The 23,214-nt window shown below is 31.4% G+C and carries 22 protein-coding genes; all 22 read left to right on the plus strand.

The window, feature by feature from the left end:
• The first annotated feature begins 8 nt into the window (after positions 1–8).
• Positions 9–515, plus strand: a complete 507-nt coding sequence (locus XJ32_RS02815; protein WP_155761439.1) for a hypothetical protein — start codon at positions 9–11, stop codon at positions 513–515.
• Complete coding sequence (locus tag XJ32_RS02820; protein WP_077388290.1) at positions 516–1,244, plus strand: hypothetical protein; 729 nt, start codon at positions 516–518, stop codon at positions 1,242–1,244. It begins immediately after the preceding gene.
• Positions 1,241–1,795 carry a hypothetical protein gene (locus XJ32_RS12405; RefSeq protein ID WP_077388291.1) on the plus strand — a complete coding sequence of 185 codons (555 nt, stop codon included), beginning with the start codon at positions 1,241–1,243 and terminating at the stop codon, positions 1,793–1,795. Before XJ32_RS02820 ends, XJ32_RS12405 begins: the two co-directional genes overlap by 4 nt.
• Positions 1,796–2,187: 392 nt before the next feature.
• Positions 2,188–3,378, plus strand: coding sequence for an Mbeg1-like protein (locus tag XJ32_RS02830; protein ID WP_367635312.1), 1,191 nt, complete (start codon positions 2,188–2,190; stop codon positions 3,376–3,378).
• Positions 3,371–5,653, plus strand: coding sequence for a lipase (locus XJ32_RS02835; RefSeq protein WP_254422444.1), 2,283 nt, complete (start codon positions 3,371–3,373; stop codon positions 5,651–5,653). Before XJ32_RS02830 ends, XJ32_RS02835 begins: the two co-directional genes overlap by 8 nt.
• A gap of 118 nt (positions 5,654–5,771) precedes the next feature.
• Positions 5,772–9,464: a hypothetical protein gene (locus tag XJ32_RS02840; RefSeq protein ID WP_005219887.1), complete on the plus strand. Its 3,693-nt coding sequence runs from the start codon at positions 5,772–5,774 to the stop codon at positions 9,462–9,464.
• A 30-nt stretch (positions 9,465–9,494) separates the two neighbouring features.
• Entirely contained in the window at positions 9,495–10,763 is a 1,269-nt protein-coding gene (locus XJ32_RS02845) for a hypothetical protein (RefSeq protein WP_077388293.1), read from the plus strand.
• The gene (locus tag XJ32_RS02850; protein ID WP_254422445.1) at positions 10,735–11,256 is read left to right on the plus strand and encodes a hypothetical protein; all 522 of its coding nucleotides are present in this window, start codon (positions 10,735–10,737) and stop codon (positions 11,254–11,256) included. Before XJ32_RS02845 ends, XJ32_RS02850 begins: the two co-directional genes overlap by 29 nt.
• A gap of 21 nt (positions 11,257–11,277) precedes the next feature.
• Positions 11,278–11,712: a hypothetical protein gene (locus XJ32_RS11720; RefSeq protein ID WP_155761440.1), complete on the plus strand. Its 435-nt coding sequence runs from the start codon at positions 11,278–11,280 to the stop codon at positions 11,710–11,712.
• A complete protein-coding gene (locus tag XJ32_RS02860) occupies positions 11,709–12,023 on the plus strand; it encodes a hypothetical protein (protein WP_077388294.1) in 315 nt (104 codons plus the stop codon). Before XJ32_RS11720 ends, XJ32_RS02860 begins: the two co-directional genes overlap by 4 nt.
• The gene (locus XJ32_RS02865) at positions 12,020–12,346 is read left to right on the plus strand and encodes a hypothetical protein (protein ID WP_077388295.1); all 327 of its coding nucleotides are present in this window, start codon (positions 12,020–12,022) and stop codon (positions 12,344–12,346) included. The genes XJ32_RS02860 and XJ32_RS02865 overlap by 4 nt, the downstream gene beginning before the upstream one ends.
• A 9-nt stretch (positions 12,347–12,355) precedes the next feature.
• The gene (locus XJ32_RS02870) at positions 12,356–12,688 is read left to right on the plus strand and encodes a hypothetical protein (RefSeq protein ID WP_077388296.1); all 333 of its coding nucleotides are present in this window, start codon (positions 12,356–12,358) and stop codon (positions 12,686–12,688) included.
• A gap of 358 nt (positions 12,689–13,046) precedes the next feature.
• Positions 13,047–13,259, plus strand: a complete 213-nt coding sequence (locus XJ32_RS02875; protein WP_077388297.1) for a hypothetical protein — start codon at positions 13,047–13,049, stop codon at positions 13,257–13,259.
• Positions 13,260–13,309: 50 nt separating this feature from the next.
• Positions 13,310–13,654 (plus strand): hypothetical protein, encoded by a 345-nt coding sequence (locus XJ32_RS02880; protein ID WP_077388298.1) that lies wholly within the window; start codon positions 13,310–13,312, stop codon positions 13,652–13,654.
• 20 nt (positions 13,655–13,674) lie between these two features.
• Positions 13,675–13,929, plus strand: coding sequence for a hypothetical protein (locus tag XJ32_RS02885; RefSeq protein WP_077388299.1), 255 nt, complete (start codon positions 13,675–13,677; stop codon positions 13,927–13,929).
• Positions 13,926–14,264, plus strand: a complete 339-nt coding sequence (locus XJ32_RS02890; protein ID WP_077388300.1) for a hypothetical protein — start codon at positions 13,926–13,928, stop codon at positions 14,262–14,264. Before XJ32_RS02885 ends, XJ32_RS02890 begins: the two co-directional genes overlap by 4 nt.
• A gap of 12 nt (positions 14,265–14,276) precedes the next feature.
• Entirely contained in the window at positions 14,277–15,719 is a 1,443-nt protein-coding gene (locus tag XJ32_RS02895; protein WP_077388301.1) for a hypothetical protein, read from the plus strand.
• Positions 15,720–15,728: 9 nt separating this feature from the next.
• On the plus strand, positions 15,729–17,150 hold the full coding sequence (locus tag XJ32_RS12650; protein WP_254422446.1) for a hypothetical protein: 1,422 nt from the start codon (positions 15,729–15,731) through the stop codon (positions 17,148–17,150).
• Between the two features lie 21 nt (positions 17,151–17,171).
• Complete coding sequence (locus XJ32_RS02905; protein ID WP_155761441.1) at positions 17,172–20,825, plus strand: hypothetical protein; 3,654 nt, start codon at positions 17,172–17,174, stop codon at positions 20,823–20,825.
• Between the two features lie 11 nt (positions 20,826–20,836).
• The gene (locus XJ32_RS02910) at positions 20,837–21,181 is read left to right on the plus strand and encodes a hypothetical protein (protein ID WP_077388303.1); all 345 of its coding nucleotides are present in this window, start codon (positions 20,837–20,839) and stop codon (positions 21,179–21,181) included.
• Positions 21,157–22,893, plus strand: a complete 1,737-nt coding sequence (locus XJ32_RS02915; RefSeq protein ID WP_077388304.1) for a hypothetical protein — start codon at positions 21,157–21,159, stop codon at positions 22,891–22,893. The genes XJ32_RS02910 and XJ32_RS02915 overlap by 25 nt, the downstream gene beginning before the upstream one ends.
• A 6-nt stretch (positions 22,894–22,899) precedes the next feature.
• Positions 22,900–23,142: a hypothetical protein gene (locus tag XJ32_RS02920; protein ID WP_077388305.1), complete on the plus strand. Its 243-nt coding sequence runs from the start codon at positions 22,900–22,902 to the stop codon at positions 23,140–23,142.
• Positions 23,143–23,214 lie beyond the last annotated feature (72 nt).

Consider the following 23,214-nt stretch of genomic DNA (forward strand, 5'->3'; position numbering starts at 1 on the left):
GGATTGCTATGCCAATACATAAAGACATACAAGAGATACAACCAATAGACACTCGTTTTGCTATCAATCTCTCTACCAAAACTCCCCCTACAAAACATACAGAACAACAATACAGACAAGCCTTGCAACAAAAAGACCAAGATTCTAAAACCCAAGATTCTATTCAATCTACTTCTATGCTTCACCCAATATTAGAAGATAATGAACTTAAATGTCCTCATAATGGAGCAGTAAAACTAAAGAGTAATAAAGGTAAATCTTTTAAGTCTAAAGGCATACCTATGATTCTAGAATCTGATTTAATCAACTCTCACATTATAGGTTGCACAAACAATATAGCAGGTATGCCTACTCCATGCACTCTTATTTCTGTAATACTCCCTAGTGCTAGAGGATTAAAAAAGTTTAATGATGATTATCCTATAATGCAGGATTTAGTCTCTAGTGGTGTAATGAGTGATAAAGGCTTTCCTATTATTTGCACACCTAAAGAAAATACTTTTAAAGGTAAGTAAATGATTGCGTTGTATATATTTGTCGTTGTGCCTTTATGGGCATTCTTGCATATATTTATCGTATGTGTCCTTATTGTTTTTATCTTTAACTTCTTGTGTAAGAGGAAAAACAAAAAGACACTTCCTTATCTACTTTTTGCTTTTTTGCCTGCATTCTTTGGAGCTATTATCTATGTGGCTTTATGGTTTGCTGGAGGTATGGGCATTTCTGAAAGACAATCAAACTTTAATTTCTTTTCAATATTTAGCCCAGAATACCATAAATTTCGAGATTTATGTAAAGAAATAAGTGGCACTTATAAATACGCAACCCCCTTAATTGAATCATTCTCTAATGAGCAGTTAGATAATAATGAGAAATGGGAGTCGTATGAAACGAATGAATACATATTAAACAAACAAGGCAATATAGCACAAGTTGTTACAATGTATGGCAATCAGCTAAAAAACAAAGATGGCTATGTGATAAAAACAAGCACCAATGCAATTACAATAGACTTTATTTATGAAAAAAGCTATTTTTTAGCACCTATTAGCAGTAACTCACGATGTCTTGTTGCTAATGAGTTTATCTTAGAAAAGGGCGAACGATGGCTATATGGTGCATTTTTAGAACAACTACCATTAAGTTATCAAGTTGGCTACACACAGGGAAACAAAAATGTTTTATGGTTTCAAAAAGGCGTTAAAACAAGATTTACTGAAAAATTGACTAAGGATACACAATGAGTAAAAACATACAAACACATAATGCAAACATAAACTTGATTAAGAAATTCTTAGATTATGCTAATTGTGCTGATGCAAGTTATGCTTCTTCAAAATATGCCTTATATTTTATCTTTGGAATCTTCGTGATTGCATTGTTGAATGGTTGTTCTTTTTCTTTTAAATACATTGACCCGCAATATTATGAGTTTAAGAGGTTGTGCAAGAAAGCTGAAGATGAAGTAACTATTTATAATGAGGACTATTGGGAAATTATAGAAAAGCATAGCGATATTGAAACCAATGATAGAGGCTGTTTTTATAGTCAAAAACTAAAACAAGAGATTTGTTTTGGTAATTTTAATTATAAAAGTTGCACAGAGTATAAAAGAGGTAGCTTAAGCAAACTTTCAATAAAAAGGTATTACAACAATATACATTATGCAACCCAAATAGAATATAACTATAAATACTTTGGATTATACTTAAAAGGCGATGAAGCGGCTGGGTGGCATTGGAAAACGAGCAACATATTAATATGCGAGGATTTAAAAAATGAAAAAAGACATTAGAACACACGAAGCAGACATAAATTTAGTTAAGAAATTTTTAGATTATGCGGAATGTGCTGATGCAAGCTATGCTCTTTTAGAAGTAGTAAAAGGAAAATTTTAAAGATGTTGATAATGAGGGCAAAGAGGTAGAGGTAAAGGGTGATAAACAAACTCTAGGCTCAACCTACTTTCATCAAGACACCAACACAGAGCAAATTTCCACCTACGCCCGAGCTATTGAAGCACGATTTGAACAAGATACAAAAGGCAAAGAATACAAAAATCAAATCCAAAATGTATCTAAAGAAATAGATTCTACGCAACACAAAGATAGCAATGGCTGTCATATCTTTAATGCAGAAATAAATAAATGTATAAAGCTATATCCTAAAGAGTTAAGCGATAGAACCATAAACTTCGTTAATCGTTTTAAGCTTTTATTTCATCAGCCTAATACTGATTCAGGTTTCTCTGCTACACTCTTTAAAGATACTAAGGCAGAATTTGCAGATTCAGAGTATATCTTAGCCTTTAGAGGCACAGAAGATTCTAAAGATAAATTTGAAGCTGATGTTTCTTTGATTGGTGGTGTTATACCTAAAAAGCAATATTTGGATATGCTAGACTTTTATGGCGAATGTATTGAGAAAAGTTATATCACAGAATCTACTCCCTTAATTGTTGTGGGGCATTCGCTAGGTGGGTGTTTAACACAACTTTTTGCCTTATCCTTTGCTACACCTACCCATTCTGGCATTATTAAGGGAATCTACACTTATAACTCTCCTGGTGCTAAAAAGCTTGGACTCAATGCCGTATTAATTGATATGAATAATAGTTATGAGGATAATCTCCAAAAGGTTTTAACGCTCAAGAGAATAAAATCACACAAAAATAAAGTAGATGAACTTTTAAGAGAAATCTATCAAAAGTGCAAGAGTGGCTATGATATGCCAAATGCGAATTTTCATCATTTGTTTATTAGCGGTAAAGTAGAAAGAGATATTGACTCTTATAGTCAGATAAAAATTACCCTTTATGCGATTCGTCTTAATGAATTTTACGCCAATAAAATAGAAAATTTATTTACCAATAAAAGACTGGAGCAACCCTTAGCGTGTAAAGATTCTATCCACCATATAGAAGCCGATGATGACTCTAATCCTGATAATAATAAAAAAATAGATAATCTTATACAAGATTTAGGTAAAGACATAGATGGGAAGCATTATGCGATTAATATTTTAGGGGAGCATTTTACAGGAATACGATATTTTAGAGTCGATAAATGGTTTGATTCTCACTATCTATCACCACTAATTATGACATTGCAGGAGGCTATAATGCTAATCAATAGTAAGGTTAATAATGGCATAAATAATTTATTAGAATACAATCAATACAAAGAGCAAATTAATATACATGAATATCAATCCTACTCTACCCATATAACACAAGAAAACATTGTTTTGGAAGAAAAATTATCTAATGATATTGATATAAGTCAAGAGGAATTAGAAACAATGATAATGGAAATGGATTATCCAACTGATTTTTTATATGCAATTTCTTATATTACTGATAAGGAAAGTTATGTTTGATAAATTGATAAACTTAAAACAATTTACAGAAACGAGTCATGCTGCCTTGGAGCAGCAAACCTACAAAATTGCCCTGTTTAATAATTCTTTAAGAGAGCAAATTATAAGACAACTTCCTAAAGATATTGCACAAGAGCAAGACCACAATCTCTATAACCTCCTATCCTCCCTCTACTCTCACAATGCCTACTATACTTATGTAGATTCTAAAGACATAGAGAATCTAAGTATTAATGATTTAGATAATGAATCTAAGCTAGGATATTTTTATTGTTTGTATCAATGCAATCCTTTGCTAGTGCTAGATAATGAAAATAATACAACACTCAATAGCAAAGTCATTACGCAAAATTTTGGTTACAAAGATGATTTTTATCTCTCTTTCATCGTCAATAAAGATTCTCTAAATGATACATACCTACAAGCTAGAAAAGCCTTATATAAAACAATGATGAATCTAAGAAAGGAAAGAGAGCAAGAATATCAAAAAGAACAGACAAGAATCTCACAATTGAGCTATGAGGAATACAAAGAGGAGCAAGGAAAAAAAGAGAGGCAAGAGAGATTTTCAAGTAGAAACACCAACACCAACAATCTCATCTTAGAATCTAAAGACAAAAATAATGTGATTATCTTTTTAGATTCTGCTAACTCTCTATCCAACCTTATCCATATCCATAATGAAAGAATAGATATTTTTACTAAAGATACAAACACTATTGATATACAAGAGTTAGCAAAAGCCTATCAAGATTATGGTATCACTTTAGATTCTTTGCATTCTAGCAACACACAAATCTTTTTATATTCTCAATTATTATTAGGCTCTAAAGAATCCCCTAATAATCCGTTATTCTTTGGTGAGTTAAACAAAGAGGGCGTGTTTATAGAATCTAAGCCTGTGTATCACTTAATCGGTGAGATAGATTCTAACTCTATAGAATCTACAAGCAATAATATAGATTCTAATAATTCCCTAAGCACCCTCCAAGTATTTTTAGGTAGTAATACCCTAACCCTCCTTAATTATTCTCTTATTGATTCTAGCCTTAACATCAAATTAGAATGTAACTCTAAAGAATCTAAAGAAATACTAGAAAAAGAACAAACACAAAGAGAGCAGACACAAAAAGAATCCACCCCCATAGATTCTCTAACAAGCACCGCATTCTTGCACCCAATATTAGAAGATAATGAATTAAAATGTCCTCATAATGGAGTAGTAAAACTAAAGAGTAATAAAGGTAAACCTTTTAAGTCTAAAGGCATACCTATGATTCTAGAATCTGATTTAATCAACTCTAGCATAGTAGGTTGCACTAATAATATCGCAGGTGTTCCTACTCCATGCACTCTTATTTCTGTAATACTCCCTAGTGCTAGAGCATTAAAGAAATATAATGATGATTATCCCATAATGCAAGATTTAGTTAATGGCAATGTCTTTAGTGATAAAGGATTCCCTCTTATTGCTACACCTAAGCCTAATACATTTAAGATAAACTCGCCTAAGCCCACTCATACTAAAGATACAAGTAAAGAAGCATTAGCTTCAGTGATAAGACTTACTAAACCAAGTATGAGATTGCGTTATAAAATAAATACACTTCAAAGAGATAATCTGCCTATATATAGACTAAAGCTTAATGGTGAGATTATAGAATCTAGTAGTGATGATGAGGCGCTGAAAAGTATAACTCTTGATATACATAAGGATACTAAAGACTTAGATTCTACTATAAAGCTAGATAAGAGAGCATATAGCTCACAATCTACACATAATACTACTACTCATAATAATACAAACACTACAGACAACAATGCTACAGATTCTACTACTTCATTACTATCCTTACTCCTTAAGGATTATCCTAAATACTATGAGTTTAAAGAGATAGATTTACAGCTAGATACTAATCTTTTATCACTTATACTCATTATCCCTAAGAAAATCCCTAAAGTCTATGATAAAGCATATAAAGAGTATGAATATAAAGATTATGGTGTAGGGAGGTTTCAGTATGTTTATAGGTATTGTGAATGTAGGGAATTAGAAGTAAAGAATAATGACTATACTAATATAGGACTACATGGAGATGCACTCACACAATATATCATTACTCTCCTCACTCCAGCTAAAGCAAAGAAAATAGAAATACATTTAGCTAATGGAGTAGATTCTATGACAGAATCTAAAGATGATGTGGATTCTCATATCTTAAAGTGTAGTGTCATCAATGGAGGACATAGTGAGAGATTGTGGGGAGATATATGAAACTACAAGGATACTTGGTGTATAATGCAGGATAAAATGGTATAGTGATATATGACACTAAAGATATATGCAAAAATGCTATGAGCGGTGTTGAAAGGCAAATTATGGAGGAGAATGTATGCTAATACATACTAGAAAAGAGCTTTTGAGGGAGATTGAAGCCTTACTAAAGCCAAAAGATGGATACTCGATAAGCAAAATTGATTTTATTTGTCCAAATTTTAATTATTTTAATTATCTTTATGCAAAAACACAAAACGATAATATACCTCCAAAGAATATTGACATTTTTAAAAAGATTATCCAAGAACTTAAATCCTTGCAAAATAAAAATACTAGTGTAGAAATTACTATTCATACATTTAATGAAATTGATCAAAATATGAACTTGGCAGTTTTAGAAAAGCAAAAATATATAAGATATTTAGAATCTTTTGGGGATCAATTAGTTTCACATTCTCCCAAAGGAAAAAATTGTATTACAATCAATTCATATCATTATACAGATAATCCGCTAATTAAGCTCATTCAGCAATTTAAAAACCAAACTAATAACAAAAATGTAGAAACACTGAAAGATTTATTTGAATCTCTTGATAAGGATAAATTACGAAATGCGAATTTTCAAAGCTTAAAGGAATATATGAAAAATTATATTAACAATATTGATGAATCTAAGCTTTTTACAGAAAAAATTAAACCTTATTTGAATGATAGTTTCAAGCATTCTTTAGAATCATTGATTGAGCATATAAAAAAACTCTTGGAAAATAAAGACAATGATACATGGAAGATAGCTATTAAACTTGTATTTGATGTTGCAATAAACATACCTTTATTATCTAACCCTTATAGCCTTGCTATAGGTATCGTGGGGATAGGTGCTAGTGTGGCTTTATTTATGGATGAGTTTAATGAACTACAAAATAGAGAATATCAACACCTTCTAACTCCTTTGGCAAATTTATTGGCAACAGAATTTGGTATGTTTATAGGTTATGCAAATACTCATCTTTTAACTTGTGCCTTGATTATTAATAAAAAAGAAATTTTAGATATTTCTTCATTTAATATTGATGTTATGGCTCATTCATCTTGTATAGAATCTAACCTCGCTTATAAGGCTTCTATACCCAATGGTGAAATAGATATAGAAAAATTTTTCTTACAAAGTCACGATCAATCTAATTCATTTAAATTGTTTAATAATACTTTTGATTCAACCCTCTATCTTAATCATAAAGCTAGCAATAGTATATATCCAATTCTTAGTAAAAGTATTGTAGGTTTTAATCATATTTCTTATATAGAAAGTCCCTACTTTAATTCTGCCAAACTAGCCGAATCATTTGCTAATAAGGAGAATAAAACAATCACAAATATGGGTAAAAATTATCTTATTATCACTAATGCCCCAAGCAAACATAATGCAAAACTCACAGAGGTAATCACTGAAACTATAGCAAATAATCATATCCAAGATAAACATAGGAATGAGATAGGATTTACATATAATGAACGACAAAATACTTACAATAGTAGCAGAGATTATAGCAATTATGCGATACAGATAGAAGCTGACAATGATAAACCATTTATCTTGCAGCTTTCTCCATTTGTGAAAATCACAAGAAATAAATATAATGAATTTAAAGAATCTTATACAAAATTGCTTGAATTAAATACTCAGTTAGACGAAGCACAAAGTAAGTGGAATATATTACATATAACACATAGCGATAATGAAGGGATTAAAAATGATATAAATAAATTATATACTGCAAATGATAATATATATAATTACAGATATATCAACCAATTCTTTAAAAATAATGAAGATAAAAAAAGTATTATAGAAAAAGAAAAAGAACTTACAAAAGAGTATTTAACAATGTTGCAAGATTTCTCTCAAAATATTTTCAACAATATAAACAATATGGCAAACAAACAACAATTAAAAACAAGTGATATATCAATAATGTTTTTGAAGGTAGCACTATCCCTGCATCACACAAAGAAACTTTTTCCTCATATAACAATTATAACAGATAAAGGAGTGTGCGTAATAAACTATCTTGATACAAAATACGAGATAAAGTGTCGTTATCTTGAGGGTTATAATAATATATTTGTAAAAATCTATGATTATTTACAATCAAATACAAATATACCTGTTGATGAAATCAAAACATCACAATTTTTTCAAGATTTAGAAAAACAAATAGACAACCAAGAATCTTTAGAATACCCTAAAAAAATAGAGCTTAATGGCAAGGTAAAAACAATTAATAATTTTGACGAAGAACTTACATTTTTGTATGGTGATGAATACTTGAAAGATAGGTATCAGTATAAGATAGAAGAAATTGTAACCATTTCTTTTTACAACATATTAGCTTGCACTTGTCCTTTTATCAACTTTGCTCTTGATGATAATTATATAAAAATTATGGAGCGTATAATTAAATTTATGGTTACACAAGCTACGCAAGGGTTGGATCAGGCTATACTTGATATGTTAGGTGTGTTTCATTTGACCAAACAAAAATTTTTTCCAGATGAGAGCTATGTAGAATTAAACAATAACAAAAAATCTATTAAAGAAGGAGGGGAGAAAATTAAGCAAACTACCAAAGATTATGCTATTACAGAACTAAGACTAACAAAAAAACAATTAGCGCATTTTGAAGCAAAATCAGCTATTATCACAGGGATAAAGCAAAAATTAGATAACCAAAAAGAACTTAATCTCTCTAACCTAAAATCATCTATCAAACAACATTTAAAAGCTAAAGGAAGTATAAATGCAATAGATGAGAAATTTATAGATAGAATGTATTTTTATTATGATGGCTCAAAGCCCCATCAAAGCTATCTTGTCGGTAAAAATCAAATTCTTAAAATTATAGCCGATGCAAAAAACCTCACATATACAAAAATAATAAAAGAAGTTAAAAGCAATATGGCTCAAATGGCAAGGGAAGCTGTATTCGTCATAGCATTAGAATTAATTTTTCCAAGTAATTATGACGCCATAAAACAACAATACGATAATCTTATATATAGGTTTTATACATTCAAGTATGATGCACCATATGCCTTAATCAAAGATGATTTTGTAACCTATCCTATGGTTGTAAATGCTAGATTTATGAGCTTTGATTTAAAAAAACTTTTTTATGGTATTAATCTTTGCACAGGAGTATTTCATAATCATCTAAGCTTTCATTATGAGTTAGATGCAAAATCAGAAGAAAGTCATCATTTTGCTTTGAAACGATTGCTTGGCTATCTCATCATTGATGAAATGCGAAGTGAAAAGCGAGATTCTGCGAATCTTATCAGCGATGAAGTGTTTTTTAATGATGATTTTACAATATCACTAGATAATATCCTAAAATATCAAGTGCCAAAAGAGAGTAGCTTGTATCGGAAGTTTAAGGATTTGGAGAGAAAAGGGGTAGCATCAGCCATTGATGCGTATAATGAAGCTATAAGCATACTTGCTGATTATGCAGACTATTATTTTACTTATACAAGAAAAGTCAATGATAAAGGTATAATGTTAAGCTATAAAGAAGATAAGAATAAAGCAAGAAGATTTTTAGAATGTCTCAATACCATAGGACAAAACAATATTAGGGCTTTATATGTGGGGATAAACGATAAGGAAAACCTAAACAATCCATCGCCAACACCACATATTGTAGGAACAGATGTAGGTGAAGATAAAAACAAGGAGAAATGTCCTAAACTCATAGGTAGACTAGCCACTACGATAATCATAGAAGATGGACTATGGTTAGGCTAGATTTTATAAACCAAAATATAAGGAGAATATGTGAGTGATACTTATCAAATCTACACACCTAATGCACTGGCATTGCAAGTTGATAAAAGCACAAATAAAATTCATTTTACCCCTAGAAATGATGTGAAAACAGGTAAATACACAGAAGCTTATTCTAAAGCTCTTATAGAAGCTTGGCAGATAATGGAGGAGGCAAAGAAAAAGTATAAACCTAACTATCTAGACCCCACAATAAGGACAGGACAGCCTTCTACTCTATTAGAATTTAGAGAAATCCAAAAGCTTTATTATAAAGACCCTATAAAAGGAGCGATAGCCCCTTGGACTAAGAGCGAAAAAGCATATTATGAATCTCTAAAGACAAAAAGAGAGAGATATCAATATCTTGTTATTAGAAGTGGCTTAAGAAGTGCAGTCATAGATATACCATTTGATGCCATAGGTGGAGTAGATGAGAATGGCAGAGTGATAAATCCAGAACATGAAGAGATATTTTATGAGGTAGATAAAAATAAAGATACTTTAAGATCTGAATTTTTTGCAACAGAATGGGGTATAGCGGCGGGGATACTAGGGAATCCAGAATATTTTGCTTCAGATTTAACAGGCTTTAGTGCGCGATATGTGCAATCTACAATATTATACATTCAACTCAATCCAAAAATAGATTATAGAGGTATATCAAAGCCAATAGAAGTGTATGGAGAAGATTATTTGGGGAGTTTTAAAACAGGTATAAGAAAAAACCCTTTACGCAAACAACAGCTCTCTGCCCTAGCTAAGAAAATAAAGCCAGATAGATTTGGTATGCTTCCATACATTGATGAGATAATGGGGGTGGATTGGGTAATGGATTTGAATATACACTATGGATATTCAGTAGATGAAAATGGATTTACTATTGAAAGACTCAATGATGAGATATATGAAGGCAAACTGCTAGACCCTAGAGATCCTAAAGCTACCGAACAAACAAGAAGAGAGTTTAAAGAAAGCATGGGAAAAATAAGCTTTTGGAGGTATGATGTTGATTTAAATAATGAACGGACGCAGCAATCAGCAGATTTGTATATAGATACTATGCTTTTAGAAGCCAAAATCATGGCAGCAACTCCCCCTCAAGGCTATCCTAATGCTCCTACTTACTATATCCCAGAGTATTTAGAAGAGCTTTATAAAGATGGTAAGTTTGATGTTAAGCTAGACCCTAGAATCCCAGCAATGTATAGAGAAAGCTTCCCAGCAGAACTAAGAGAAAAGATACTAGCTTATGCTAAAAAGCATAATATTAAGGACTAAAGAAGCAAAGCATAATCCTGTGATAGCAGTAAGATTGCAAAGTAATAAAGGTAAAAGCTTTAAATCTAAAGATATCCCTATGATTTTAGAATCTGATTTAATCAACTCTAGCATAGTAGGTTGCACTAATAATATCGCAGGTGTTCCTACTCCATGCACTCTTATTTCTGTAATACTCCCTAGTGCTAGAGCATTAAAGAAATATAATGATGATTATCCAATTATGCAAGATTTAGTTAATGGCAATGTCTTTAGTGATAAAGGATTCCCTCTTATTGCTACACCTAAGCCTAATACATTTAAGATAAACTTGCCTAAGCCCACAAACGCTAATACACAAAATAAACAAAAGCTAGAGCCACAAATAAAGCTCTATAAACCAACACTAAGACTGCATTATAAAATCACTCCATTACAAAAAGATAATATCCCTATATATAGATTAAAGTGTAATGATGGGATTAGCAACCATATTGTAGAATCTTATTTTTAGAATCTAAAAAGGTCGTGTAAAATGAAACTTCCTATTTACTCACATATCAAAGCAAAGCTAGAATCTAAAGGGCTAGATTCTATCACAAGTGGGCAGATTGCGTGGTTTATGTGTAGTGTGGGAATCTTTATCCCTCCTATGCTGTATTTCTATTTCGCAGACAATAATCAGAATGTGATTTTATTATATATGCTCCTTATTTTTGTATTTAATTTCTTTTATCTAAAAAATATACCACCATTATTATTAGTTGTATTTTTTATCATTTTATTTTTTGGCTTTGTAAATTACCTTAATAGTGCAATTTGGGTAGCTTTAGGTATATCATTTCTATGTGTAGTGAGCGTTTGTGTGATAGCTAGAAAATGGAGGTTTCTTATTGTTTTTTGTTTTGGCATAACTTTTATCACTTTAATGTTTCAATTATTTAAAATACTAGGAGGACTTGTGAAATGAAATATTATGTAACGATTTATATAGATATATTAAAAGAATTAAGGTTATTTAGTGGCGACTTCACCCACGCTTTCTTAGGACTCACCAAAGGTAAATCGCCTGATGAATTAGATAAAATAGATAAAGAACTAAGAGATAAAAAGCTTAAAAATGCTGATTGGAAAGATTTCGATAAGAAATGGTATGAAACAATGGATACAAATGAATATAACAATGGCTTTTGGGGCTTTGGCACGGGTGTAAGCGAAGTATGTGATGTGGCAGGTAAGGTATTTAAATATAATCAATATGCAATAAGAGAGAATCTATGAAAGATAAATTTCAATGGCAGAAATTTATTTTGGATTGTTTTATATGTTTTGGGGTTGTAATAATCTCTCCAATTGTATATTCTATTTTAGTAAAAAGTGATAATTTGCAATGGCTTTTATATCCAACGCAATGGCTTTTTGATATTAACATTCATACTATTGGTGATATAGCGGAATTTATCGTTGGTTTTTTTTCACTAAGCCTTATTGTATTTTTTGTAATCAATATTTCCTATAAGATACACAAGGTGAGTTTGGGCTTGAGTTTAATTTTTATGGTATGTTATACCGTATTTGGATATTATTTTTTTAGTCATTTATAAAGAAGTGTTATGCAATATTTTGTAACTATTTACATTAATCCAATGGATTTCAATACTAGAGATATTGTGGTTGTCCCTCACGCCTTTTTGGGCTTAACACGCAAACACCCTGATGAGTTGGACAAGTTAGGCAATATTGAGATAGAAAAATATTCTAATCCGCAATATGACCCTTTTACGCAATCTTACTGTAATGCTATCAAAAAAGAAAAAGGCAAATGGTATGAACAAATCTATCCCAGCATATTAGATTCTAACTTTGGCGGTGAGGGATTCTTTGGTTTTGCCCCTGTAGAATCTACTACTAATCATTGGGGTAAGGTGTATGAAAATAATCAGTAAAATAAAAGGCTAGAAAATGAAAGAAAAGTTTAATTTTGCTAAATTTATTTTAGATTGTTTTATTTGTTTGGGATTGATGATAGTATCAAGCATTGTATTTTTTATGCCTATCTCATATCTTACACAAATGATTGAATATTCATTAAATTTATTCATAGACAGCTCGAAGTTTTTTCGTAATTTTTCATTCACTATTATATTTGTTCCACCATCATTGATTTTACCATTGGTTTGTTATAGTAAATTTTATAAGTTTTACAAAACAAGCCTTATCTTTTGTTTTTTGATATTAGTGATATTTGTTGTTTTTGTAGATTACACACTCAGTTATAATTTCAGAAAATAGAAAGGATTTTTTATGCAGTATTTTGTAACAATCTATATTAATCCAATGGCTTTTAACACTACAGATATTATGGTTATCCCTCACGCATTTCTAGGACTTACCCATATACACCCTGATGAGCTAGATTCACTAGGTGATATTGAGATAGAGAAATATTCTAATCCACAATATGATTCTTTCATAGGTTGCTATTTTAATACGATAAAAAAAGACAAAGGCAAATAGTATGAAAGGGTATATCCTAGTATATTAGATTCTAACTTTAAGGAAATCGTGTGAAAAAAGAAAAATTTGATTGTTCTAAATTTATCCTAGATTGCTTTGTGTGCGTGGCATTGATGATAGTCTCCATTGCTATATTTATAAAACCACTTTATTATCTTTATGGTTTTTTTATTAGAAATGGTCTTAACATTATTGGTTATGATGGTTTTTATTTCATAGCTTTGCAATTTAATATTCTCTCGCTTGTTCCTTTTGCCATTATATATTTTCTCTATAAGAAAAATAAGTTACAATACAGAATCTACAAGTCAAGCTTTTGGTTTGTTTTTATAAGCATAAATAGCTATTGGTGGCTTGCGGCTTATCATCTTGCTAATGGCGGTTTTAGCAAATAATTAATAACTAAGGATTCCCTATGCAATACTTCGTAACAATCTATATCGATACTATGAAACCAAAACTAGATTTTATACCCTTTACCATTCCTCACGCATTTTTAGGTTTGACACATACTCATCCTGATGAGCTAGATAAACTCAAAGATATTGATATATACAAATATCAAGTAGGATATGATTCTGACAAGCCTACGCTTATACATGTAAAAGATATGTGGCATAATAATATTTATCCTAGCATATTAGATTCTAACTTCAAGGAAATCGTATGAAAAAAGAAAAGTTTGATTTTTCTAAATTTATCCTAGATTGCTTTGTGTGCGTGGCATTGATGATAGTCTCCATTGCTATATTTATAAAACCACTTTATTATTTTTATAGCTTTTTTGGTAAAGCTGGATTGCATTTGTTTAAATGTGATTTTTATGATTTGGCTTTAGAATTTAGTATTCTTTCACTTATTCCTTTTATCATTATATGTTTTCTCTATAAGAAAAATAAGTTAAAATACAGAATCTATGCATCAAGTTTTTTGATTTGTTTTGTTTTGCTAACAAGTTTTTGGTGGCTTTGTGCTATAAGTTTTTGCACAGGACCAATTAAATAAAAAGGATTTTTTATGCAGTATTTTGTAACAATCTATATCGATACTATGAAACCAAAACTAGATTTTATGCCCTTTACCATTCCTCACGCCTTTTTGGGCTTGACACATACCCACCCCGATGAGTTAGATTCACAAGGCAATATTGAGATAGAGAAATATTCTAATCCACGATATGATTCTTTCATAGGTTGTTATCTTAATACTATCAAAAAAGACAAAGGCAAATGGTATGAGAGAGTGTATCCTAGTATATTAAGCGATGAATTTGAAGGTGAAGGATTCTTTGGCTTTGGTCCCGTTACACACGCTAGAAATCATTGGGGCAAAGTGTATGAAAATAATCAATATGCACCAGAAGGCAATAATGTAGTCAATGAATATGTAGAGCCCTATTATTACAAAGAACGCTCACTCTCTACCTTTTGGCAACAAAACCGCTGTGTGTTTGAAATCTCAAAAGAACAATATGAAAAACTCTTAGATTCTATTAAAACAGAAGTAGAGCAGACAAGGAAAAGGACACCGAATTTGAAGCAAGATGATACGCAACTTGATAATCCTATCAAAAACTTATACTATAACTCAAATCCGATGAGTTCTGATCCTATCCACAACTGCGTTACTTGGGTTCTCAACAAACTAGATTCCATAGGTATAGAGATTATTGATAGCAAAGAGTGGCTGCCTGATGTAATCCCCAATCTTAGCCCTAGTGCCTTAGCAAGAAAGGTGTTTATGAAATATGCCTTTGATATGGAAGTTAATTTTATCAATACTCTAAAAGATTCTCTTGCTGACCTCGCATATTACCATACTATCTTTCGCAAATTCCAAAGTATAGATTCTAACCTAAAATCTATCAAAGGAGCAAAAGCCTTTAGGACTTGGGCTAGAGGTATGATAGGCAATCGCTTTGTATGCAAACTAGACCAAAACTACAATAGACTTTCAAAACACGATATTACTTGCTCTAGTGAAGATGAGGGATTTGTAGCGACACTGCAATCGTGGAAAGAAAAGCTACAACACACAAGAGAGCAGCTACGATATGTGTATGCTATGCTTGATAAGATTCTAAGCTCTCAAATACAAAAGGCAGAAAACTTAGGATACACGAATATACAAGGGGATTTTACTTTTATTAGCTATGACAAACAATCGCATAAAATAGTGCTAAGAAGTAAAGATAAGGATTATGAGCCTTATGAGGAAAGTCAGCTTGACCCAAGCATACCTATGAATAATTGGACACTTAATCAATACGCTCCATATATCTTTAACCCCAAAGACACTATCCTTTCAAGATGTTTGTATAAAAACTATCATTATCCCTCTATCTCTCAAGGCTATACAGATTCTATCTTTCAAAGCTACCTTGCTATCCTAAGTGGCAACGATGATTTGAGATATTGGAGTGAAACACTCCATAAGATACGAAAAGCAGCCAACGCATAAAGGATTTTTATGACAAAGGCTACTTCTTTAGACACACAGCAAACTAGCACAGGACACAGAGAAACATTATATGCTTGTGATAACCAAATCATAGATTGCAAAGTTTTAGAATCTAAAGGCATAGATTCTCTAAGCTCTACAATATACTTTATGGGAATAGAACTCACAGGTGGCAGCGAATCTAACAAACCCTATAACGAATGCTTTTTTGGTGAGTTAGATTCTAAAGATACTATGGGATTAGATGATACAAAGCCTATTTATCACTTAATCGGCGAAATAGACTATGATTCAAAAGATTCTAAAGAGAGTTTTACTCAAACACTCCAAATATTCCTAAACAACTCTACCCTTACAATATTAAACTACTCCCTCCTAGATTCTAGTCTCAACATTAAACTAGAATCTAAAAGCAAAGAATCTAAAGAAATATTAGAGAGAGGAAAAGCACAAAAACAAAAAGATTCTTCGCTTACAGCTCAGAATGACAATGTAATCGCTACCGCATTCTTGCACCCAATACTAGAAGATAATGAGCTTAAATGTCCTCATAATGGTGTAGTAAAGCTAAAAAGCAATAAAGGTAAATCTTTTAAGTCTAAAGGCATACCTATGATTTTAGAATCTGATTTATTACATAGCTCTATCATAGGTTGCACTAATCCATTGCTAAGTGGAGGACCTTGCACTATGGTAGCTACTATACTTCCAAATGCAAGAGGATTAAAAAAGTTTAATGATGATTATCCTATTATGCAAGATTTAGTCTCTAGTGGTTGTCTCACTGACAAAGGCTTCCCTCTAACTTGCACACCTAAAGAAAATACTTTTAGGATAAACTCACCAAATCCTAGTAATGCTAATACACAAAGCAAAGAAGCATTAGAATCTCAAATACAATATACAAAGCCAATATTTACAATATGCTATAAAATAGATTCTTTACAAAAAAATTCTCTTAATATCTATGCTTGTCAAATCAATATGGAGAATATAACACAGGATATGCCATTACAAAACTATATGCTTCATCTTTCAGAATGCAAAGAAGTAGATTTTACAACGCTTCCACAAACAATACAAGCAGAGTATCCTACAAAGCATTATATACATAAAAGCTTTTGCATAGTGTTTGACAATCACACAAGAGAGTATATAGCCATTATTCGCAAAAATATTCCAAAAATATTAGAGAAACTCTATAAAGAGAATGAACAAGCTAAAAAACATAAAGACTATGGTTATGGAGGGTTTAAGCTTTTAGATAACACAAAAAGACTTTATGAAGAACATAGAATCTATAGTAGAGAAATATGGTTATATCCTACTAGAGCTGAAAAACTAATGATAGAATTTGGCAATGAAGAAAGAGAAGATACGCAAGGCAATCATAATAGCTATAATGCTTTGTCAAATATATATGTGAGGTAGAGAATGAGAGAGGATAAATATGTGCAAAATACTATTAGTATAGAAAAGATACATAACATCAAGCCTACACAAGAGATAAAAGAAATTATAGAGAAATTTTTAAAGAATGCTAGAGACAAGCATCTTGCTCTACATATTATCGCGCCTACTGACTTTATAGCAGAGAGATTGTATCAAGAATTTGATAGTTATATAGACGCTAGTAAGATAAAGACTCTTTGTTTTTATCCAATTAAGCTTGATAATTTATTATCAGATATCTACAAGCAACAAAGACAAAGGAATAAAAGCAAACTCAATATTCAATACATAAATGAAGATAGTAACAATCCATTAGAAATATTCATTAATAAAGTGGCAAATGAGGCACAAAAGATAAGAAACAACCAACAAAAAGAAGAAAAACAAACTAATATTGTTTATGGTATAGCAAGTGTTCTTACCACTGCTTCAATACAAGTTGGATCTGGTAGCATGGGAGTTTTATACAATATTAACTCTGTAAGAGAAAATCAAGAAAAACTAAGAAGGCATAGCTTCTTTGAAGATATAGAATTGCTTGAATATTCAAATGCCTATATCCCAAAAGAGCCGACACTAAACTTTTATGATATAAAAAATACAGATTCCATAGGCATACAATATATAAAAGAGTTTTTTATTGATATTGTAGAGAGGGTAACGAGTTATTATGAGGCATATATTGAAGATAAACAACTAAGAGACAAAAAGTTAGAAGACCTCAAAACAAAACTCATGCATACTCGCAATGAGATCTTAACAAATCTAAGCAACACAAAGCAGAATAAGGCAGATGATGAAACAAGGACTACTCTGCTTATAGCATTAAAGATTGGGATAGCAATTATTAGTGTATGTCTATCTCTTGGTAGTGGAAGTCTCTTTGTATTCCTTGCTTTAAGTTTGGGAACAGCTTCGACTATAAGAGAGATGTATGATATTTCAAAAGAACTCAATATATTGGGAAACGATAGATATTATAGGGCAGTTGCAGTGCCTATACTTACTGCATTTTTTAAGGATATTAGCGAAGTTCTTGCAGTATGTTTGGTAGAATCTCATATCTTTATGCTACTTGATAGCGATGGTAATTTTATTGATCTTAGTGGATTAGAGGCTGATTTTCTGATTAAAGAAAAGTCTTTTAATCTTACGCCAGAGCTTAATCAAATCATACAGGGAAAATATCATGGAAATATACAAAGTATTATAGATATACTTAAAAAACAACAAGAATATATCACAAATGACAATAATGAATATTCATCTATGTGTATATCTCCTTTACATACAGATTCTAATACTAAAAGCCCAGCATACAATCTTTTTAATAAACTTGCAAAATCATATACAAATTTTATCTATATGGCACATCCAGCCTTTACATCAAAAAGGCTAGCAACCACTATAAAGGAAGAAAATACAACAAAATCTAATAGAAATTATATTACACTTACTCCACCGCCAGATAAACAAAGAGCTGGCAGTATGCAGGCAGTTTTAAAAGAGATGGGTTTGCAGATACAAGGCAGACCAAATCCACCAAAACTAACCAATAACAATCCAACACAAGATTATAGTAGCTACACGCATGACGATATAGATACAAAAAATTTATTCTTATATATCTCTCCATTTATAAAGATACATCAGACAAAAAAGGGGGAATACAAAGATAACAAGGCACTATCTTATGATGATAAACAACATATACAAAGCCTTATGATACAAGAACAAAATATAAAATTTATCAAAGAATTGCGACAAACATTTATCAAGGAACATATTGGGTATTATAAGTTTTTATTTGATAGTGTAAAATTTAAGGTATATACCGCAAGTAATGATATTGGTTTTGGTGGAGAAAAATATTTTTATACGCCAGAAAATATCTTTTTAAAAGCATTGTTTTTATATTATTTAGAGCAAGATGGTGCAGAGATTAAAAAGGGATATGTGATGAGCAAAATGTATGCAGAAGCCCAAAGTGTAGAAACAATACTTCAAGGAAAAAGGACTACATTTTTCGTTCAGTATAATCAAAATCAAGCGATCCCTATTGATTTAATTGACTTAAAAGATCAGATTAAAGAAGCTATGAAACAATATAAAGAAAACGCAAATAACAACTACAAGATAGTGCTTGGTAATTCTTTCGGAAATATTGCACTACACCCATTTTCAAATGATACAAATACACTTAGCCTCTCATCTATAAGCCATCATATAAAAGAGCAATACATAGGCTTTAAGCATAAACAACTTGATGAAGCACTGCCACTTATAATGCAATCTATTGGAGAAAACACACTTACAAATATTTTACCAACCACAAAAATATTTTTTGCAGACACAGAATCTAAAAAACTAGAAGCCCTATCAATCCTTTTTATAACCTTTAGCTTTGCTATGTATCTCACCAAAAACAATAACAAAATTACATTATCTCTCTTGAGCACTGCAACTGGTATAAAAGGTATTTTAGACATACCAAACATCATAAAAAATGCTACACTTGAAATACTAGAAAGTGCTTTGAATAATAAAAAAGATTCTATAAAAATTTCAAATAATATAAAGAAAAATCAACAAATTAATGACTTGCTAAAAAAAATAGATCTAAAAAATATTAAAACATCTGATATTAAACACGATAGAGCGGGAAACAAACTTATTATAAGCAAAGAGAGTAAAAGTATTAAATTAATCATTATAGATAACAATAATAATCCAATAAAACAACCAAAACATATTACAATACAAGCAGATAATACTCAAATAAATAGGGAAACTACAAAAGCTATTGGCAAGCAGGCACTCAAAGCAAGTTCTCAAGCCTTCATTATTGCACTAGCAGACGCAACACTTACACAGATCATAAACTCTCTCTTTAAAACAGATTCTAAAACACTATTAGAAAGATACAAAAGTTTAGAATATAAACTACAATCTCTACACCATGCACCATTGATTATGGACAGCGATACATTTTTCACCTATCCTATGCCAATTCACTCAAGAATGATTATTTACAATTTCGCTTATGGATTATTTGGTGGGAGTTTAAGCGCAGGTGGTCTAGAGATTGCACCAAATATACTGCTATATGCAGCCTTACAAAAACTCACAACTACAGGTAAAACAACAAATCAAAGTGCCTTTACAAGACATATGATAATAAAGCAAATCCTAGCTTTTATTATCTCAGATGAATTAAGAGGCGGAATGGAAGATAGGGATTTTTATAAAACCTTCCTTACAAAAGAACTAAGCCCAAATACACTTAAGAGTGAATATCGCCTAGACACCAATAACATAAGATTGCGAAAAAATGGGCAAGATATAAATGAGATTATACAATCTTACAATCTTTCGCAATCTCAGTGTGAAAAACAAAAGATAAATTTCAAATCAAATGCCAATGTTATTGTAGATTCTTATAATTTCTGCATTGATTATTTAACTGCTAAGATTTCTGGGAGACATAAAACAACACATACAAGAAACTTTATGGAAGCCCTTAGAAATATTGCAAAGAATAATATCTTAGCCATATATGAAGGAGTGAGTGATACAAACAGAGTAAAACAGCCAAAAATATTTGGACGCATAGCAACGACAATTATACAGCAAGATGGATTTTACTTAGGATAAGGGGATAAAAGATGAAAAGAATAGAAGATCTGATACATTACCTAAAGGCTAAAAAACCAAAAGATAAAAAACAGAGAATTATCCAATGTATAGTTGGATTATCACTTGGTCTGCCTATAGCTTTTATGATTAATAAATCCGGATTTGAAAGCACTTGTAAAAAACACATTGCAATCATACAAGATAAGCTAGATAGAGAAGCAGCCGGAAAGGCATCGCTTGAATGTGGCACAGGTGCTCTTATTAGTAGCAGCTGGGTTTGTGTTAGTCTAAAGGAGGAAATAAAGCAAGAGATGGAGAAAAATAGAATAATTGGTTTGGAGGAAAGATTATGTTCTTATTTGATAGGGAAGTAAAGACATATACCATAAAAGCACCAAATGGATTAGAGGTTATATTTGATTCTAAAACAAACCTTATTATCCCAAATAATAAATATCCAAATGAAAAATATCCAGATTTAACAAAAGCACCAGAAATAAAGGCAAAAATGATACTTGATGCAAGAAAAGAGATGGATAGCTCCCCATATAAAAACTACAAACCATTGCTATATAAAAAAGATTCTATAGTGAATGGTTTTATGGGAGCTAAAACTTCAAATCTCTATATGCTAGAGTGGAAAAAGATCTATCTGAAGGAGAGTGTAAAAGGAAAAGAGATAGCACCTTGGACAAATAGTGAAAAAGCCTATTATCAAAGTCTTAATGGTAGAGAAAGATATAATTATCTTGTTGCAAGAAGTGGGATAGAAAGCAGTATCATTGTGTATAAGCATATTGCTCTAAGAGAGATAGAGCGACCTAGGGAACAAGTCTATTTGCAAACTTATGATAAGGCAAAAGAGGAATATGAAGCTTTGTTGCTATCTATACAAAACGAGAACTTTTATTTTAAGAGTGATGATGAGATAGGCCAAATATATAAAACAAGGTATGCTCAGTTTGAAAGCGTAATACAAAAGCTTGAGTTTGTCTATACTAAGAGCAGGGATTATAAAGCAGGATTGCTTTTAGCTGAAGTGTATATGAATGAGGATTATTATGTGGCTGCAGCATTAGCACCATATCCATATGACAACAAAGAAGAACTTTCATTATCTATTAAAAGAATAAAATCAACCATTCAAGCAAAAACAAAACGATCGGTAAATATCTTACTTGAACTCATAGAAGCCTATAGTCTTCCTGATGCCTATTATGGTATGTATCGCTATTGTGTTATACAAAAACAATCTGGTAGTGTTGTAAAGGTGTATTATAATGCCCCAAACACCATCAAAACACCAGAATATTGGTTTGAGTTAGCCTTGCAGTATGGTAGTTATGATGCCTTTAGGACACTAAGTAATGACTGGGATAGGGAGTTGCTTAATGCAGAATATTGCCTCTCCCTTGGGATATTAGGCAATAGAGATGGTTTTATATGGGCAGAGCTTGGGCTTAATCGATGGGGCTTTGCTACAAGGGCATCACAAGCTCATATTCTAGCCCTACAGCTTGGCTATGAGAATGAATTAAGGCTAGGAAAGCAATATATGAAATTACTCAAAAAGATTCCAAAAGATGAGTATGGATTACGCCCTTTTTTAACGGAATATATAGATATTCTTTTTAGTGAGGAGCTAAATAGAACAAATTATGAGGGAGATCCTAGCTTTTTGCGTTTAGAATTTTTAAATGAAAAGATAAAAAGCGGTGAGCTTTTAAGCCCTACAGATCCAAAGGCGACCAAAGAAAGTAGAGAAACTTATAGAAAAATAGCTATGAGTTGGCATAAAAATCCCTATGATGCTATTGGCTTTAAAGAAGAATGGGAAGATTATCAAGTAGAGAGACATGCAAAGAGAGTTGTTTTACGAGCTAAGATATTAGCCCTTACTCCCCCTCAAGGCTATCCTAATGCACCATTTTATTATTTTCCTGAAGAGATAGAGGAAAGGTTCGAAAAAGGGGAGTTAGATTTTAAACTAAACCCCACAATCCCAGCTATATATAGAGAATCTTTCCCGCAAGAATTGCGTGATAAAATACAATCTTATGCCAAAAAGCATAATATAAAGAATTGAAGTAGAATGAATAAAATTGTAGGTGTAGGTTTAGTTAAAGATTCTAACAAAATCACCATCTTTGCCAAAGACAACAGCATTATAGATTCTAAGCATTTAGAAAAAGATTTGGGATTAGATTTTAACTTGCCTTGTGATGTGTATTTTTACTCTTTAGCACTTAGGGGTGGTAAAGAAGATATGAATAAGCCTAGATATTTCTATGGAGAAAATGGAGAAGTGATATTAGTGATGAGCGTGATAATATAGAAGTCTTATATAATAATGCAAGATTATGTATGACAAATTACTATTATCATGCCTATAGCTAATTATATAAAG

The organism is Helicobacter bilis, from assembly GCF_001999985.1.
GTDB classification, from domain to species: domain Bacteria; phylum Campylobacterota; class Campylobacteria; order Campylobacterales; family Helicobacteraceae; genus Helicobacter_A; species Helicobacter_A rappini.

What these genes read in the sequence shown, in the direction of transcription:
- XJ32_RS02885 (WP_077388299.1), top strand. Translation starts at nt 13,675, where the DNA reads ATGCAATACTTCGTAACAATCTATATCGATACTATGAAACCAAAACTA.
- XJ32_RS02865 (WP_077388295.1), top strand. Translation starts at nt 12,020, where the DNA reads ATGAAAGATAAATTTCAATGGCAGAAATTTATTTTGGATTGTTTTATA.
- XJ32_RS02835 (WP_254422444.1), top strand. Translation starts at nt 3,371, where the DNA reads ATGTTTGATAAATTGATAAACTTAAAACAATTTACAGAAACGAGTCAT.
- XJ32_RS02895 (WP_077388301.1), top strand. Translation starts at nt 14,277, where the DNA reads ATGCAGTATTTTGTAACAATCTATATCGATACTATGAAACCAAAACTA.
- XJ32_RS02915 (WP_077388304.1), top strand. Translation starts at nt 21,157, where the DNA reads ATGTTCTTATTTGATAGGGAAGTAAAGACATATACCATAAAAGCACCA.
- XJ32_RS12650 (WP_254422446.1), top strand. Translation starts at nt 15,729, where the DNA reads ATGACAAAGGCTACTTCTTTAGACACACAGCAAACTAGCACAGGACAC.
- XJ32_RS02815 (WP_155761439.1), top strand. Translation starts at nt 9, where the DNA reads ATGCCAATACATAAAGACATACAAGAGATACAACCAATAGACACTCGT.
- XJ32_RS02890 (WP_077388300.1), top strand. Translation starts at nt 13,926, where the DNA reads ATGAAAAAAGAAAAGTTTGATTTTTCTAAATTTATCCTAGATTGCTTT.
- XJ32_RS02820 (WP_077388290.1), top strand. Translation starts at nt 516, where the DNA reads ATGATTGCGTTGTATATATTTGTCGTTGTGCCTTTATGGGCATTCTTG.
- XJ32_RS02860 (WP_077388294.1), top strand. Translation starts at nt 11,709, where the DNA reads ATGAAATATTATGTAACGATTTATATAGATATATTAAAAGAATTAAGG.
- XJ32_RS02850 (WP_254422445.1), top strand. Translation starts at nt 10,735, where the DNA reads ATGCTAAAAAGCATAATATTAAGGACTAAAGAAGCAAAGCATAATCCT.
- XJ32_RS12405 (WP_077388291.1), top strand. Translation starts at nt 1,241, where the DNA reads ATGAGTAAAAACATACAAACACATAATGCAAACATAAACTTGATTAAG.
- XJ32_RS02870 (WP_077388296.1), top strand. Translation starts at nt 12,356, where the DNA reads ATGCAATATTTTGTAACTATTTACATTAATCCAATGGATTTCAATACT.
- XJ32_RS02920 (WP_077388305.1), top strand. Translation starts at nt 22,900, where the DNA reads ATGAATAAAATTGTAGGTGTAGGTTTAGTTAAAGATTCTAACAAAATC.
- XJ32_RS02875 (WP_077388297.1), top strand. Translation starts at nt 13,047, where the DNA reads ATGCAGTATTTTGTAACAATCTATATTAATCCAATGGCTTTTAACACT.
- XJ32_RS11720 (WP_155761440.1), top strand. Translation starts at nt 11,278, where the DNA reads ATGAAACTTCCTATTTACTCACATATCAAAGCAAAGCTAGAATCTAAA.
- XJ32_RS02910 (WP_077388303.1), top strand. Translation starts at nt 20,837, where the DNA reads ATGAAAAGAATAGAAGATCTGATACATTACCTAAAGGCTAAAAAACCA.
- XJ32_RS02840 (WP_005219887.1), top strand. Translation starts at nt 5,772, where the DNA reads ATGCTAATACATACTAGAAAAGAGCTTTTGAGGGAGATTGAAGCCTTA.